Raw genomic sequence first — 15,595 nt, 5'->3', positions numbered from 1 at the left:
GACCCCGACCGCCCCGCACCCGACCGCACCCCGACCGCAGGAGGCATCACGGCCATGCACCCGACTTCCGGCCCGTCCGACAATCCCACCTACGACGTCGCCGTCCTGGGCGCCGGGATGGCCGGCAGCCTGCTGGCCGCGATCCTCGCCCGCAACGGGGTCAAGACCGTCCTCCTGGACGCCGGCGCTCACCCCCGCTTCGCCGTCGGCGAGTCCACCATCCCCAGCACCTCCGTGATGCTGCGGATCCTCGCCGCCCGGTACGACGTCCCCGAGATCGCCCACATCAGCCACTTCGCGTCCATGCGGAACAAGGTCTCCTCGAACAACGGGCAGAAGAAGAACTTCGGCTTCGTCTACCACCGCGAGGGCGCCCGCCAGGACCCGGCGGAGATCAACCAGTTCGTCATCCCGGTGGCGCTGTCCACCGAATCGCACATGTTCCGCCAGGACGTGGACACGTACATGTTCAACGTGGCGGTGCGCTACGGCGCCGAGCCGCGGCTGAACACCCGGGTGACCGACGTGGACATCGACGGCTCGGGGGCCACCCTGGAGGTGGCCACCGGCCCCGCGATCCGGGCCCGCTACGTGGTCGACGCGGGCGGCCACAACTCGCCGCTGGCGCAGAAGTTCGGCCTGCGCGACGAGGTGCCGCAGCAGCGCACCCACTCCCGCACCCTGTTCACCCACATGGTGGGGGTCCGGCCCTTCGACGACTGCCCGGCCGGCCGGCCGCACGACAACCCGAGCCCCTGGCACCAGGGCACCCTGCACCACGTCTTCGACGGCGGCTGGCTGTGGGTGATCCCCTTCGACAACCACAAGCACGCCACCAACCGGCTGTGCAGCGTCGGCCTCACGCTCGACCCGCGCCGCTTCCCCAAGACGGACCAGGCGCCGGAGCAGGAGTTCCGGGCCTTCCTGGAGCGCTTCCCGGACATCGCCCCGCAGTTCGCCCAGGCGCGGGCGGCCCGCCCGTGGGTCTCCACCGGCCGGCTCCAGTACTCCTCGAGCCAGGTGGTCGGGGACCGGTTCTGCCTGACTTCGCACGCCCACGGCTTCGTGGACGCCCTGTACTCCCGCGGCCTGACCAACACCACCGACGTGATCAACGCCCTGGCCTGGCGGCTGATCGAGGCCGCCAAGGACGACGACTTCTCCAAGGAGCGCTTCGAGTACGTCGAGCGGCTCCAGAACGGCCTGGTGCGCAGCCACGACGACGTGGTGGCCTCCTCGTTCACCGCCTTCCGGGACTACGGCATGTGGAACGCGACTTTCCGCATGTGGGCGCTGGGCCAGGTGCTCGGCACCCTCAACCTCCAGGACGCCTACGTCCGCCACCAGCGCACCCGCGACCCGATGGTCTGGCGGGAGCTGGAGGGCCAGCCGTACACCGGCAGCCTCTTCCCGCCCAGCGCCGGCTTCAACAAGATCACCGAGGCCGCCTGGGCCGCCTGCCGGGACGTCGAGTCCGGCCTGATGTCCCCGGACCGCGCCACCGGCGAGCTGTACGACCTGCTCCAGGACGACTCGTACGCCCCCACGCCCTTCGGGCTGACCGACCCGCGCAACCGCTTCTACAACCCCAACCCGATCCGGATGATCCGCACCGTGAAGTGGGCCAAGAACCGGGCCGACCCGGACACCGGACCGATCGTGGCCAGTGCCCTGACCGGGTTCCTGCGCTCCCGCTTCCACAAGAACTGACGAAGGAGGACCGAGCCGTGACTGACAGGAAGCGGACCGCCGGGGCCCCGGACGAGCCCGCCGGGCCCCCCGCCGCGAAGGCCGGCCCGGCGCCCGCCGGCGCCGCCGACCCGACCGAGGGGGCGGCGGCCGGCGCCGCCGGGTCCGCCCTGCCCCGGACCCCCGAGGACCCGGCGCACCACCGGCACCAGGTCGCCGTCCTCGGCGCCCACCTCGGCGGCGCCATGCTCGCCGCCGTCCTCGCCCGCTCCGGCGTGGACGTGGTCCTCGTGGACGCCCCCGCCGACCGCACCACCCCGGCCGGCGAGGACACCGTCCCCTACACCGCGGAGGTGCTGGAGCTGCTGGCCCGCCGCTTCGACGTTCCCGAGCTCTCCCGCCTGGGGCACTTCCGTGAGCTCCCCGAGGAGGTCCGGGCCACCTCGGGGGTCAAGTCCAGCATCGGCTTCGTCTACGCCCGGCCCGGCGCCCCCGTCCGGCCCCGCCAGGTGGTCCAGTTCAACGTCCCCAGCGAGCACGGCGAAGCGCACCTGTACCGCCCGGACATGGAGGCCCACGTCCACGAGATCGCGGTCCGGCACGGCGCCCGCGTCCCGCGGGGCCGCGCCCCGCTGGCCGGGGTGCGCGGCCGGGCCGGCGACTTCACCGTGGTGCTGGCCGACGGCAGCACCGTGGGCGCCCGCTTCGTCGTCGACATGGCGGGACCGGACGCCCCGATGCTCGACCACCTCGGCGAGGGCCCCCACCTGCGCCCGCTGCGCCACACCACCCGGGTGCTCACCGCCCACCTGCGCGGGGTCCGCCCGCTGGAGCAGCGGGTGGACCCGGGCCCCGGCGGCACCCCCTGGACCGGCGGCACCACGCTGGTGGTCTTCCCCGGCGGCTGGCTGCAACTGGTCCCCTTCGGCGAGGTCCGCGACAGCGCCCACACCCTGACCAGCGTGGCGCTGAGCCTGGACCCCAAGCAGTGGCCCCAGCAGGACGCCACCCCCGAGGAGGACTTCCGCCGGGTGGTGGCCCGGTTCCCCGACCTGGCCTGGCAGTTCGAGCGGGCCACGGCACTGGGGGAGGGCTGGCACGGCGGCGAGGGCGGCCAGTACGCGGCCGTCCGGACGGCCGGCGAGGGGTTCCTGCTGCTGGACCGCTCCGCCGTGCGCAGCGACTTCGTGCTGGCCCGGGACTTCACCCTGACGTGCGAGCTGGTCCACGAGGCCGCCGTGGCGATTCTGGCGGCCGACCGCACCGGCGACTGGTCGCCGGCGGCGTTCCGCGGGGTGGAGTCGTTCCAGAAATCCCTGGTCGAGCACGGTGAGAGCCTGGTCCAGGCGGCGCTGGCGGCCACCGAGGACTTCCGCTTGTGGAACGCCTTCTGCCGGGTGTGGCTGCTGCACTCCATGTTCGCCGCACTCTCGCTCAAGCGGGCGCGGAACGACGCACTGGCCCTGACCTCGGAAACTCGGTGGGCACAGCTCTCGCACTATCGTGGCAACGGCTTCTGGTTCCCCGTCTACCACGGGTTCCACGCCTTGTATGAGGACACGAGCCGGGTACTGCACCAGGTCGCGGAAGGGCGTATCCCGCCCGGGGCGGCCGCCGATCGGATCTTCGGCCAGCTGCGCACCGCCGCGTTCATCCCCCCGCTGTTCGGGTTCGCCGACCCCGACGACCGGTACTACAACTTCACACCGCTCAAGCGCTTCAAGGTCCTCTACTGGGCCAAGCGCCTGGCACCTCCACAGGTCAGGCGGGTCCTCACCCGTGGCGCCACCATCCAGCCGAGCACTGAAAGGTAGTTGCCCCCTATGACGACAGCGACCGAAGCGACTGTGTTCGACGAGGCCACCGAGGAGCTGGCGCAGTCCCTGGTCTCCGTCGCCCGACGGCTCTTCACCGAGCGGGGCTACCGGCAGACGGGCTTCGCGGACCTGGCCGCCGCGGTCGGGCTGTCGGAGGGCGAGGCGGCGCGCCTCTACCCGGACAAGGCCGCGGTGTTCGCGGCCCTGGTCGAGCGGACCGTCCTGGTCTCGGGCCTGCTGGCCGGGGACCTCGCCCGGGGCGTCGACGAGGAGCTGCCGATCCGGCTGGCGCGGACGTACCTGAGCCTGTGGGAGCCGCAGGACGGCGAGGAGTCGCCGCTGGTGGAGCTCTACCGGGTCGCGCTCTCGGACCCGGAGGCCTCGAGGGTGCTCAAGGACACCGTCACCGACCGCCTCAACGGCCAGGTCGACACCGAGGTCCCGGGCCCCGACCCGCGCTTTCGCACCGCGGCCTTCGGGGCGCACCTGGGCGGACTGGCCTTCGTGCGGCACCTGCTCGGGGTGGAGCCGCTGGCCTCGAAGTCCCTGGACGAGGTGCTCGAACTGGTCGGGCCGGGCCTGCGCCACGTCCTGCTGGGCGGCGAGGAGGGCTGACGGGCGGGGCCGCGTCGGCCGGAGGTCCGGTACGGATTCCCGTACCGGACCTTCGCGTTGGGTGGCCCGATGTGCTCTCAGGGTGGCGACTACCGGCCGGTCACCTGGCGGGCGTTTGTGCTAGTTTGATTTCCACAAAGAGTGAATTCTTTTAGCGTTGTGGGGTCTGATGGACGTGGCCAAGTCCTCCGGGACATCGCAGATCGAGGCGGAAGACCGGCGCACGACCGTCGGCGGCCGGCCCCTGCCGGCCCGCAGCGGCCGCCGCCCGGGCGACAGCGGCACCCGCGCCAAGATCCTCACCGCCGCCCTGGAGCTGTTCGCGACCAAGGGCTACGCCGGCGCCACGATCCGCGCGATCGCGGACCGGGCCCAGGTCGACCCGGCGCTGATCCACCACTTCTTCACCAACAAGGAAGGCGTCTACCAGGCCGCGATCGACTCGCGGCTCAGCGCCTCCAGCATCTTCGACGACCTCGCGGGCACCTCCATGCCGCACGGCGACGTCCTCGGCCAGGGCAAGCAGTTCGCCCGCGCCTACCTGAGCTTCTGGGAGGCCCCGGCCACCCGCCTGGCGATGATCGCCATCTACCGGGTCGCCCTGACCGACACCACCACCTCCGAGGTCTACCGGATCCGCGTCACCGCCAGCAACGACCACATCGCCCGGCACCTCGGCCTGCCCGAGACCGACGAGGTGGACGCCATGATGGCGGTCGGCTCCGCGCACCTCATCGGCATCGCGGCCCTGCGCTACGTCGCCAAGGTCGAGCCGCTGGCCTCGATGGACTTCGACGACCTCATCACCTGGGTCGCCCCGGCCCTCGACGCCATCTTCGCCCGCCGCGACCCGGACGCCTGACGAGGGCGGCCGGCACCGCCCACCCCACGCGGACGCGGTACGGCCGCCGGCTCGAAGCCGGCGGCCGTACCGCGTTCTCCAGGGAGTTCCGTGGGGCCCGTCAGGCCGCGGCGCCCACGTCCGTGACGTCCTCCGGCCGGATCTTCGGCAGCGCCAGGACCAGCAGGCAGCTCAGGGAGAAGCAGCCGAGCTGCCAGAAGGCGACCTGGGCGAAGCTGTCGCTGAAGTTCGCCTTGCGCGCCTCGGGCACGGCGCTCTCGAGCACCGCCGCCCGGACCTTCTCCTTGACCTCCGGCGGCGCCGGGCTGTCGGCCACCTCCTTCTCGATGCGGGCGCAGCTGGCCGGCGTCTCGGTCAGGTCCTTCTGGTTCATCCGGTCGCCGAAGCAGGTGGTGAAGCCCTTGACCACCTCCTCCTGCCGGTCCGCCGGGACCCCGGCCGCCGTCAGGTCGCTGCGCAGCTGCGGCACCACCGAGGCGCTGGAGCCGTCCGCGTTGGAGCCGAGCAGGCCGAAGAAGAGGATGCCCGCGACGGCGATGCCCACCGCGATGCCCACCTGCTGGGCGGTGGCCAGCACACCGGAAGCGGAGCCCGCCTGCCGCGACTTGATGCCGGCCAGCATGATCCCGGTGCACGGGGCGAGGAAGAGACCGCCGCCGATGCCCGCCACCATCAGCGACGGGATGAGCTGGTACCCGTGCAGGCCGGTGCCGACCTGGTCGACCGTCACCATCACGCCGGTGATGCCGATCAGCAGCAGCCCTGCGCCCAGCGACAGCGTCCACTTGCCGAGCCGCTTGACCACGGCCGCCGAGCGGGCCGAACCGACCGCGATCAGGAGCGCGAAGCCCAGGCTCACCGCGCCCGCGGAGACCGGGCTGTAGCCGAACCCGACCTGGAAGGTCAGGAAGAAGGTCATGAAGTACGAGGGCACCCCCGCGAAGAACACGAGGCTGATCAGCAGCCCGACCGAGAAGGACCGCTCCCGGAACAGCCCCATCGGCACCAGTGGCGCGCCGTCCGGACGGTCCGTCAGCATCTTCTCGTACGCCGCGAAGCCGAGCAGCACCAGCGGGCTGAGCCCCAGCAGCACCAGCGACCAGCCGGGCCAGTCCTGCTCACGGCCGATCACCAGCGGCAGGATCAGGCTGAACAGCCCGGCCGTGAGGATCACCGCACCGACCACGTCGAGCTTGTGGCCGCCCTCGCCCTTGGACTCCGGGATCTTCACCCAGCCCACCAGCAGGGCCAGCAGCCCGACCGGCACGTTGACGAAGAAGATCGAACGCCAGTCGGCGCCCATGATGTCGAGGTCGATCAGCCAGCCGCCGAGCACCGGCCCGAGCACCGTGCCCAGGCCCACCGAAGCACCGTAGGCACCCAGCGCCTTGGCGCGCTCCTGCGGGGCGAAGGTGACCTGGATGATCGAGAGCACCTGCGGGAACATCAGACCCGAGCAGATGCCCTGGAAGACCCGGGCCAGGATCAGGAAGGTGGAGCCGGGAGCCGCTCCGCAGAGCGCGGAGGCGAGCGTGAAGCCCGTCATCCCGATCAGGAAGAGCTTCTTGCGGCCGTGGATGTCACCCAGCCGGCCACCCGTCACCAGGGTGCAGGCGAAGGCCAGCGAGTAGACGGCGACGACGAGTTGGACCTGGGCGAAGGTCGCCCCCAGGTCGTTCTGCAGCTCGGGCAGGGCGACCATCGTGATCGTCGTGTCCAGCAGCTGCATGAAGACCGCGGACAGGGTGACTGCCAGGACAACCCAGCGCGCCTTGTGCGAGGCCTGCGCTAACCCGGACGGCGATGCGGCCGCCCGCGCTCCGGCCGGCTCCTCCGTACGAACTGTGTCCATGTTTCCTCCTTGCCGTTGCTGAGGACCGGCAGGTGCCCAGCAATTCAACCACTCATGAAGTCTACGAGCATTGAATTACCGGCGGCAAGCCCGGCGGACCCCGGCACCGTGCGGTTTCGGCCAGCCGACAGGCCTGTTCGACCAGGGGAGTTGGGCGTCCTCGACCGACGGCGACCACGGCCGGAGCGCGCCGCCCGGCCGTCAGGCGACGCCGCGGTCCGGCTCCCCGAGGTACGTCGTGACCGCCGGCTCCAGGGTCCGCACCAGCGCCTCCCGGTCGCCCTCCGGCAGCGCGCCGGCCGGCAGCATCCCCATCCGCCGGGCCAGCACCACGCCCACGAACAGGCTCCCGATCAGGGCCATCCGCAGCTCGTCGTCCGGTCGCGCGGCGGCCTCGGACGGGACGAGCGCCCGGCGCAGCCGGTCGGCCGCCACCGGCAGGTCCTGCGCCGAGGTGAGCACCCCCAGGATCCGCCGCTGCTGGTCGGGGTCCTCCCAGTCCGCCGCCGCCTTGCGCAGCAACCGCCGCGCCGTCTGCGGCCCCGGGTGCGCCAGGGCCTCGCGCAGTGCCTCGGCGGGCCGCACCGGCTCGGTCACCACCGCCTCGTACAGCTCCTGTTTGGAGGTGAAGTAGTGGCCGATCAGGGCCGGGTCGCAGCCGGCCCGCCGGGCCACCCGCCGCAGCGAGGTCCCGGTGTAGCCCTGTCGTGCGAAGAGGTCCGCGGCCGCGGACATGATGTCCCGCCGGCGCGCGGACGCGTCCCGCCTCGAACGGTCCATGCCGTCGCACCCCCTGACGCCTCGTCGCTTCCGGTCGTCCGTGCGGGGCCCGGGCGCCGACGGCCCGGGCCCCGCATTAATTCAACCAGAAATGAACTCAACGTACAGTGAGTACCAAGCCAAAGACTCCTCAGCGGTGCCAGTACCCCCGGCAGCCGATCGCCGTGAACCCCGGCCCGTAGCCCACCAGCAGAGCCGGCGCACCCGCCGGCGGCGCCGACTCGTGCGTCCGGGCGAGGATGTCGAGCACCGCGGTCGCGCCGAGGTTCCCGTACTCCCGCAGCGAGTCCCACGAGTGGCGCACCGCCTCCCGCGCCAGCCCGAGCCCGGCCGAGACACCCTCGAGGATCTTGGGGCCGCCCGGGTGCAGCACCGCCACCTCGGGAGGCACGTACGGCCCGGGCCGCTCCGCCCCCGCCGAGTCGACGTACCACTCGCGCAACGGCGGCAGCGCGTCCGACGCCGCGGCCATCAGCCCGTGCGGCGACTCCAGGCGCAGGCCGTCGTCGTCCATGAAGCCCCGCAGCTCCTCCGTGCTGCCCGGCAGCAGGTACTCCCAGCTGTCGGTGATGCACAGGCCCGGACCCAGCGGATCGCCGCCGACCACGCAGGCGGCCGCGCCGTCCCCGAAGAGCGCCCGGAAGAGCATCGACGACAGCGAGGTGGCCGCCCGGTTGTAGAGCACGCTGTGCACCTCGGACGCCACCACCAGCACCTTGCGCCCCGGGTGCGCCGCCACGTACTCCGCCGCCCGGGTCAGCGCGTGCGAACCGCCCGCGCACCCCAGCGTGGTGCTGGGGATCCGCCGGACCGTGGCCCGCAGCCCCAGGTCGTTGACCAGGTACGGCCCGAGCCCCGGCACGCCGGGCACCGTCGAATGGCTGGTCACCAGGCAGTCGATGTCCGCGGCCGTCAGCCCCGCGCTGTCCAGCGCCAGCGCCGCGGCCCGGGTGGCGAGATCCAGCGCGTCCCGCCGCGCCGCGTCGACCCGGGCGGCCGGACTCGCCTCCCCGGCCACGGTGGGGGAGTGCAACGGCCGAGTCATGTACCGGGTCTCCACACCGCAGTTGCCGATCAACCGCAGCGCCGCCGACAGCCGCGGATGCCCGGCATGCTGCCGCGCGATGTCCTCGACGATCTCCGCGGTACTCACCTTGTACGCCCCGAGCGCCATCTCGGGCCGCGTGGCGAACGCACCCCGAGCGACGTATTCCGGCGGAATTCCCTTTCCACCGGGCATGGTTGAGGCACATGACAAAACGGAGGGCATGGCACTCCTTTGACGAATCCCGCCCCGAACAGGGCTGAGGTGTATGCGGCACCGACCCACCGGCCGCACCGCAGGGATATGGAGGTACGCCGAAGCGACGCCGCCCCGGCATGCCGCATGCATGAATTCATGCGACGAAACGAAACCCGATCAATTCCCTACGCGGGCGCATCGGGCCGATCGGAACGGCCCCCCACAGTGATCACCAACACCGCACACGAACTGAAGATTCGACACACGGAGGCCCCCCGGTCCTCGAGCAGTGCTACCGAGAGCGACAGTAGACCACGCCCGACGCCACCAGCAAGGCCCGATTTCAACGGTTGAGGAATACCGGAAAGCCCCTAGGTACCTGCGATATGCAGGGATCCCCGCCCTCCCCCACCAGCCCACCCGCCCGCCACCCACCACCCAAAGTGACATAACTCAACATCCGTTGAAATCCCAGAAAAGCCCCTCACCCTCAAGCCCGAAGCACGAGACCCCGCCGCCCCATCCGCCCAACCCCCGCAGAATGAAATCCCTTTTGCGCCGACAAAGGACCTCAAAGAACGGTCCCGAACCCCCCACCCCCTCGCAACCGACTCGCACCCCGATCCACCCCCGACATGCGGTAGCTCCACCTCCGCCCCGGCTCCATTCGCCCACCCCCACCCACGAAGGTTCCCCTAAGAGAATCCGCCCCCGGGAAATGACCGCCGCCCGCCCGAATCCCGACCGCAATCCCACCCCGCCCCCGTGACACGGGGTAACCCACCAGAACCCAGCCCCCGGCCAAAGGCGGTGGCGGACCCCACGGCTCCCCACCGGAAGGGCGGGTGAGAAGCCGGGGGGCCGGCGTTCCGGATTGCCGGTGAACCAGGGAGGCTAAGCGGGAGGCGGCGGCGGGGTTCCGTCGAGACCCCCGAAAGCCGCAGGACCGTCAGGGGGCGCGGCCGGTTGACGCAGCCTGCGGAGCAACGGCCGCCGAGTGGAGACGCTCGCGGAGCGGACGAAGTATTCGGCGACCTCCGGGTGGCGGAAGGAGTAGCTGCCGTCCTTCTTCTCCAGGACACCGACGTGGGCGGCGTACTCGAGTGCACAGGGCACGGAGAGGAACGTGTGCCAGTCGAGCATCAGGTGCGGCAGCCAGCGGACGCTGGCCGCCGAAGCCGCGACCAGCGTCAGCCGAAGGGGCAGGTCGAACACTGCGAGAAAGCCGTCCATCTCGGTTGCGCCGCCTAAGCCGGTGGCGAAGAGAGCCATGAACAGGAGGCAGCCCGTCCACAGGAGATCCGCCGCGATGACGTTCCGCGCGCCCGGTTCTTCCTGGAGGAAGTAGCCCCCACCGGCAGGCCGGAGGGTTGACGGCCGCTCCTGGGGAGACGGGGTGCACGCAGCCCGCAGAAGGAAGAAACCGGCCATCACGAACCACACCGCGCTCAAGCCGGGATCCAGGACCACGAACGCCAGGCAGATCACCGCGGGTACGGCCTGCCTGCTGATCAGCGCGCGCTTCGCCCCGCGCCAGGACACGGGGAACGAGGCCGGCACGGGCGGATTCGACACCATGACGTAGGTGAGCAGCGCACAGACCGGCGTCATGATGAAGATGCCGATGCCCGAATGCCCGGCTCCGTACGCGCCCTCGTAGGAGCTGCTGTACGAGTTCGACTCGTCGGACGCGACGATGGTGAAGTGGAGCAGCACGAGCAGGGCGGACAGGCCGGTGAGACCGACCCGGAAGGCCCGGCCGGCCAAGCCGGTTCCCTCCAGGCTCATCAGGTCCCGCCCGGACAGCCGGCGTTGCACGCTCAGCAGCCGCAGCGCATCGGAGATCCACTCCCGGCCGACGGACCTCGTCCACTCGCGGGGGGAGGTCAGGCGGGCCTCCGGTGTGAGCCCCCGCATGAGACGGGCGACCAGCGGCTCCTCCAGCGCTGCCCGGTCAGGCTTCCTCAGCAGACTCATCGGATCGGTCCGGCCGTCGCTGCACAGGGCTTGGGCCGCTGCGGCCATGGGCGGCGAGGCCAGAACGGCCAGCAGCATCCGGACGCGCGGGTCGTCCGGAGCCTGCCGGCACTGCGCGAAGACCGGCTCCCACTTGCTCCGTGCGAGCGGTGCGCGGTGGGCATACCTGGTGAGCTGGACCCAGCCGTCGAGGTCGTCCAGGCCCAGGGGCTGGAGCACGATTCCCACGCTGTCGACGAGCGGGCTGTCGGTGGCTTCCACGGTCTCGGTGAACGGATCGATCCTGCTGGCCAGCACCATCCGTGCGGACAGCGAACCGAGCTGCCGCAGGGCCCAGACGCGCTGCAGGGGCTCCAGGTAGTCGAAGTCGTCCAGCAGCAGCACGATCTTCCCCTGTTCCAGGAGCTCGCTGAGCAGACCGGGCGTGAGGGCCCCCGTCGTGGCGCCGGACTCGGCCTCCATCCTCTCGACCAGCCACCCCACGAACGGTTCGGCCTCAGGTCGCCAGTGCCTCAGTGAGAGAAGGAGGGGCCTGCCTCCTTCCTTTCGAGGGTCCCTGCGCAGCGCCTGGGCCAGCAGGCCGAGAGCGTGCGTCCGCCCGCTCCCGGGATCACCCAGGACGACGAGACGCTGGTGGCCGGCCAGCAGCGAGAAGATCTCGGGCAGCTCCCCGAGGGAACCCGTCAGGTCGACGGGAGCCCGGTCGCTGACGAGATCGGGCGGAGCAGGGCAGAACCTGACCGGGAGCGGGTGGACCGAAAGGGGAGGGGGTGCGACCCGGGTGAGCTCGGCGGCGAACAACAGGGGGTTGGAGAGCACGTCACCCGAGGGCTCCTCCTCAGAAACCGCAGAAGGAGGTCCGGATGCCCCGTCGGGGACGGTCCCCTCGCCGGAGCCATGGGCCTGCACAGCCGCCGCCGCAGCCTTGTGGCGAGCCTGCCACAGGTCGAGGTTGGCTCCCGGGTCACAGGCCCTCACCCAGGCCGAGACCAGCTCCCACTTCGGCATCTCGCGCCCGGTGGTGGCGTCGTGCAGCTTCGTCTTCGACCAGGACACCTCCTTCGAGAGCTCGTCGAGTGACAGCCCGGCGTCCCGCCGCAGCTGGCGCAGGCCGAGGGCCAGCTGCGCCAGCTGCGGGACGGTCTCGTCCACCGCGTTCTCGCGGCGGCCACGTGCCACCGCTACCGCTCCCCGGTGCGGCGACCACGGGCCGGGCGAGCGCCGGAGACGAGCCGCTGCGCCAGCTCGAGGGCGGTCGTGCCCGTCACCGCGATCAGGGCCAAGGCGCTGCCGGCCTCGTACCCCTGTCGCACGAGCGACAGCACGGCGATGATCACGACGACGACAACGATGATCCGTGCACAGATGAGCCGCTGCTCGGTCAGGACGCACTGCAGGGTGCTGGCAGGCATGAAGGTGCTCCTCACGACGGTCCGGAATCGGTTCCCGCAGTTGGCGCTACGGCCCGGCGCCACACGGTGCCGGTGACCCCACGATGAGGTAACGCGCCCCCCAGATCCAGCAGTTGACGTGGCGGCAAGATGTCCTGTCCGTCGGCATTTGCGCTCCACCGAACATTTCCATGTCCGTCCCACCCGCCGCGAACAATTCCCTGCCGGCAGCCGCGCCACACGCCCAGGAACGACATCCGCCCAGCTCAGGAGACCTGTAGTCCGGCTCTGCCATCGAAGATGTTCTGTGACTGCGCGGGAAGCTTCCAAACAATCCAGGCCCCACGCACGATGGTCCTGGCCGCGAACCGCGAACAGCTCCCGCGGCCCCAGGCGCCTGGATGACGGTCCGGAAGCCTCCCGAGAGTCGGTTCGGGTCAGCCGTTGGCGCGGCCCCCACCCCGCCTCCCCCTCTTCGGCCAGTCACCCCACCAGTGACTGGCCGAACCGGCGACCGCCGACCCACCGGGCTTCACCACCCGAGACGTGACCGGGCCGCGGGATGGCAGCAGGCCGTGGATGGGCCGTCCGCTACCGCTGTTCGGCCTCCGCCGGTGCAGAGGGCAGGTTGTGCCACGGGTGTCCGCAGGCGTTCCTGCAGTACATCTCTCTGCGGCGGGTGTCGGCGACGGCGAACACGGAGACGAGCACCCGGAACGCCTTGACGTGCTCGTCGGCGGGCAGGCCGGAGAACCCGTAACGAGGCGGGTCCATGCAGATCATCACCGAGGGGTTCGCGGTGGCTTTCACCCCGGACCGAGCCACGCCGGCCCGTCCGTCCGCAGCTGTGCTGCCCGCCTGCATCACGTAACCGCCGATCTGCTGCAGCACCTCCCGCCGGTCTGCCAGACAGAGACCGGAGAACCAGGCCACCCCGTCGTCCAGACATCGGAGCCCCTGAGCGATCTCGTTGACGATCAACTCGCTCAGTAGAAGGCCGCCCGCACTACTCGTCGCAGACATTCAACAGTCCCGGTCCAGGGCGACGGTCCGCAGTCGGCGCGTCCATGAAGAACGGGTTCTCGCACACCTTCTGTGACCGGTAACGCTCAGCAACACAGGGGTACTCCTGACCGTCACGCCACAGAAAGCTGCCGGAGAACAAGAGGATGGGGCCGACCGGATTCGAACCGGCGTCCTCCCACATGCGGTGAAGGCGCGACAACCGCTGCGCTACGAGCCCCGTCCCATCCGCGAGCCTACAAGCCGCAGCACCCCGCCGCCTCGAATTACTCAAGGGATGACATCCACTCAGCGTGACGGACCCACAGAACGTGCCCCAGAGCCTGAGAACCGACAGCGCCCGGGGCTCCTTCGGCTGTGTCGGCGTCGGCGTACATAATCCGGTCGTGGACCTGAGACCGGAGTTGCTGCCCCCACCCGTGAGTCGGCAACGCCTGGAAGAGCTGTGCCACGAGATCGAGCGGATCGCCGACCTGGTGGCCGCGCACCTCGTGCAAGCGGACGCGGAGGTCGCGGCGTTCAACGCGCTGACGGGGCACGACTACAGCCCCTTCGACTTCGTCGACTACTCCTGCAGCCGGAGCCTGGAGGCCTTCGCCAAGGAGGCCGCCCGCCCCGCCCGACCGCACGTCCCGGACGTCACCCGGGACGAGCTCGTCGAGATCGTCCAGCAGCTGCTGGCAGCCTCCCCGGAGACCGACCGGTTCCTCCGGCTGCTCGAGGCCAACGTGCCGCACCCCCGGATCAGCGACCTCATCTTCCACCCACCGACCGAACTCCACGACGCCTCGCCCGCCCAGATCGTCGAGGAAGCCTTCACCCATCGGCCGATAGCACTCTGAACGTCCCGGCAGTGAGCCGCCGGACACCAAGCACTGAGCAGGCTGGCTGGTCGGCGACCTGCCCCGGAGCGCCGCCGGATAGGGGGAGGTCTCTCCGCCGCCAGAATCTATCTGGATGCCAGAATGAATCAGGGCCGCCGTCGAAATGGCCCGGGTGGCATGATCAGGTCATGCCTTTTGCTGTGGAGTTTTTTGTTGCTCTGGATGATGGGGTCGCTTCGGAGATGGGGCCTCATCATCGGTCTCATGGTTTGCCCGCGTTCATGTGTGCAGGTATGTATCCCGATGATGCGATGAGGGACTGGGAGGTTCTTCTTATTGGAGGTGCAGCCACGAACCCGCGGGTCGTTGTGGCGATGGCGAATGACGGTTTCGAGGTGTTCGAGCTTCCGGGGAGACTGGGTGTCGCCTTGACGCAGGCGGGCAAGGAGCGGCTGGTTGAGACTGCGAGAGCTTGGGTCGGACTTGAGACGATGAAAGACGAGGGGATTTTGGTCGGGGAAGCCGTCGAGATTCTTCACGAGGTAGCCGGTCTTGCCCGCACGGCGGCTGCCCTGCGTCAGTCTCTGTACTGCTGGGCTATCTAGGGACTGATGGACCTCACCTAGCATCGGGGAGACTGCAGCCCCGACCGCGCTACTGTCGGTCGCCCGCGGAGGGGGCTGGTCCTGGAGGCGGAGCGGATCCGCTCAACGGACTGAAGGTCCGAATCCTGGCAGTGGTTGTTCGGTGTTGAGGCGGGTTCCGGCTGGCGTAGGGAGGGGGGATGTGAGTGATGGGTGCCCACGTGAGTGTGTGATGGTAGGGCCGCGGCATACTGGCGTGTCATGGACAGAGGCAGCACGCGACGGTTGACATTGATGGTTGATGGGGAAGTGTTCGAGGTCGCCGAGCGACCTGACGAGTTGGGTACGTACGACTTCACTTGGCTATCAGGACCCGACCCCGGATACGGCTTCACTTCGGTCGTGCAGCCGGCCAGGGCGTTGGGCGAGCTGGAACTGCAGTCGTCAGCGCGGGATTTCTTGAAGCAGGTGGACTCAGCTACCGGACACATTGAATAACCGCTCCCGGCACTTGCCTCCGTAGCCAGCGGGGCCCGCTTGCGGGCCCTTCGGCCTGGAGGCGAAGCCGGAAGGGTGGGGTGGGAGCGAAGCGAACACCCGAACAGGCCGAAGGTCTGGACTCTGTGAAATGGGGTCAGCTTCGAGGGAGCGAAGCGGACTCGGAGTAGGTGCGCAGCGAAGCGCTGGACCCGGCTCGGAGGGCCGGCACTAGCCCGGCGAAGCCGGGCCAGCTCCTGGAGCGAAGCGGAAGGAGTCGGCTGCCGAAGGCAGCTCCGCCGGAGCGAAGCGCAGGCGGTTCTCTTCAGGCTGCTGGAGCGAAGCGGAAGCAGCAGGGCCCCGAAGGGGCCGGGCGCTCCTTCTCGTACCGCTCCAGCTCGCGCGCCGCGGTGGTGTCCGCCGTGATGTTGGCGTCGAGCTTGCGGTACAGCCACCAGGCC

General features: G+C 70.3%; 12 protein-coding genes and 1 tRNA gene. 6 read left to right on the top strand and 7 right to left on the bottom strand.

Annotated elements, in window-relative coordinates; all coding sequences use genetic code 11:
* Nucleotides 1-54 precede the first annotated feature (54 nt).
* The 4 genes from AB0O40_RS06340 to AB0O40_RS06325 all read left to right on the top strand — a co-directional run bounded on the left by AB0O40_RS06340 (nt 55) and on the right by AB0O40_RS06325 (nt 4,983).
* Nucleotides 55-1,710 (top strand): NAD(P)/FAD-dependent oxidoreductase, encoded by a 1,656-nt coding sequence (locus tag AB0O40_RS06340; RefSeq protein ID WP_365036215.1) that lies wholly within the window; start codon nt 55-57, stop codon nt 1,708-1,710.
* Between the two features lie 17 nt (nt 1,711-1,727).
* A complete protein-coding gene (locus AB0O40_RS06335; protein ID WP_365036213.1) occupies nt 1,728-3,503 on the top strand; it encodes a hypothetical protein in 1,776 nt (591 codons plus the stop codon).
* A 9-nt stretch (nt 3,504-3,512) separates the two neighbouring features.
* Entirely contained in the window at nt 3,513-4,121 is a 609-nt protein-coding gene (locus AB0O40_RS06330) for a TetR family transcriptional regulator (RefSeq protein ID WP_365036211.1), read from the top strand.
* 157 nt (nt 4,122-4,278) lie between these two features.
* A complete protein-coding gene (locus tag AB0O40_RS06325; RefSeq protein ID WP_365036209.1) occupies nt 4,279-4,983 on the top strand; it encodes a TetR/AcrR family transcriptional regulator in 705 nt (234 codons plus the stop codon).
* A gap of 100 nt (nt 4,984-5,083) precedes the next feature.
* Here AB0O40_RS06325 and AB0O40_RS06320 read toward each other — a convergent pair whose 3' ends face one another.
* From AB0O40_RS06320 to AB0O40_RS06290, 7 genes are all read right to left on the bottom strand, one after another.
* Nucleotides 5,084-6,835, bottom strand: a complete 1,752-nt coding sequence (locus AB0O40_RS06320; protein ID WP_365036207.1) for an MFS transporter — start codon at nt 6,833-6,835, stop codon at nt 5,084-5,086.
* A gap of 201 nt (nt 6,836-7,036) precedes the next feature.
* A complete protein-coding gene (locus AB0O40_RS06315; RefSeq protein ID WP_365036205.1) occupies nt 7,037-7,615 on the bottom strand; it encodes a TetR family transcriptional regulator in 579 nt (192 codons plus the stop codon).
* A 130-nt stretch (nt 7,616-7,745) separates the two neighbouring features.
* On the bottom strand, nt 7,746-8,768 hold the full coding sequence (locus tag AB0O40_RS06310) for a PhlD (RefSeq protein WP_365036203.1): 1,023 nt from the start codon (nt 8,766-8,768) through the stop codon (nt 7,746-7,748).
* Between the two features lie 984 nt (nt 8,769-9,752).
* Complete coding sequence (locus AB0O40_RS06305; RefSeq protein ID WP_365036201.1) at nt 9,753-11,987, bottom strand: helix-turn-helix domain-containing protein; 2,235 nt, start codon at nt 11,985-11,987, stop codon at nt 9,753-9,755.
* Nucleotides 11,988-12,016: 29 nt separating this feature from the next.
* On the bottom strand, nt 12,017-12,247 hold the full coding sequence (locus AB0O40_RS06300) for a hypothetical protein (protein ID WP_365036199.1): 231 nt from the start codon (nt 12,245-12,247) through the stop codon (nt 12,017-12,019).
* Between the two features lie 570 nt (nt 12,248-12,817).
* The gene (locus AB0O40_RS06295; protein ID WP_365036197.1) at nt 12,818-13,207 is read right to left on the bottom strand and encodes a DUF5958 family protein; all 390 of its coding nucleotides are present in this window, start codon (nt 13,205-13,207) and stop codon (nt 12,818-12,820) included.
* A 189-nt stretch (nt 13,208-13,396) separates the two neighbouring features.
* Nucleotides 13,397-13,470: transfer RNA gene (locus tag AB0O40_RS06290), tRNA-Ala, on the bottom strand.
* A gap of 165 nt (nt 13,471-13,635) precedes the next feature.
* Here AB0O40_RS06290 and AB0O40_RS06285 point away from each other — a divergent pair.
* Entirely contained in the window at nt 13,636-14,091 is a 456-nt protein-coding gene (locus tag AB0O40_RS06285) for a hypothetical protein (protein ID WP_365036195.1), read from the top strand.
* 170 nt (nt 14,092-14,261) lie between these two features.
* Nucleotides 14,262-14,678 (top strand): hypothetical protein, encoded by a 417-nt coding sequence (locus tag AB0O40_RS06280; RefSeq protein WP_365036193.1) that lies wholly within the window; start codon nt 14,262-14,264, stop codon nt 14,676-14,678.
* Nucleotides 14,679-15,595: the final 917 nt, after the last annotated feature.

The organism is Streptomyces sp. NPDC089919 (genome assembly GCF_040684615.1).
In the GTDB taxonomy this organism is placed as follows: domain Bacteria; phylum Actinomycetota; class Actinomycetes; order Streptomycetales; family Streptomycetaceae; genus Streptomyces.
The sequence above is the reverse complement of the archived record's forward strand: the minus strand, read 5'-3'. Positions and strand labels throughout refer to the sequence as shown.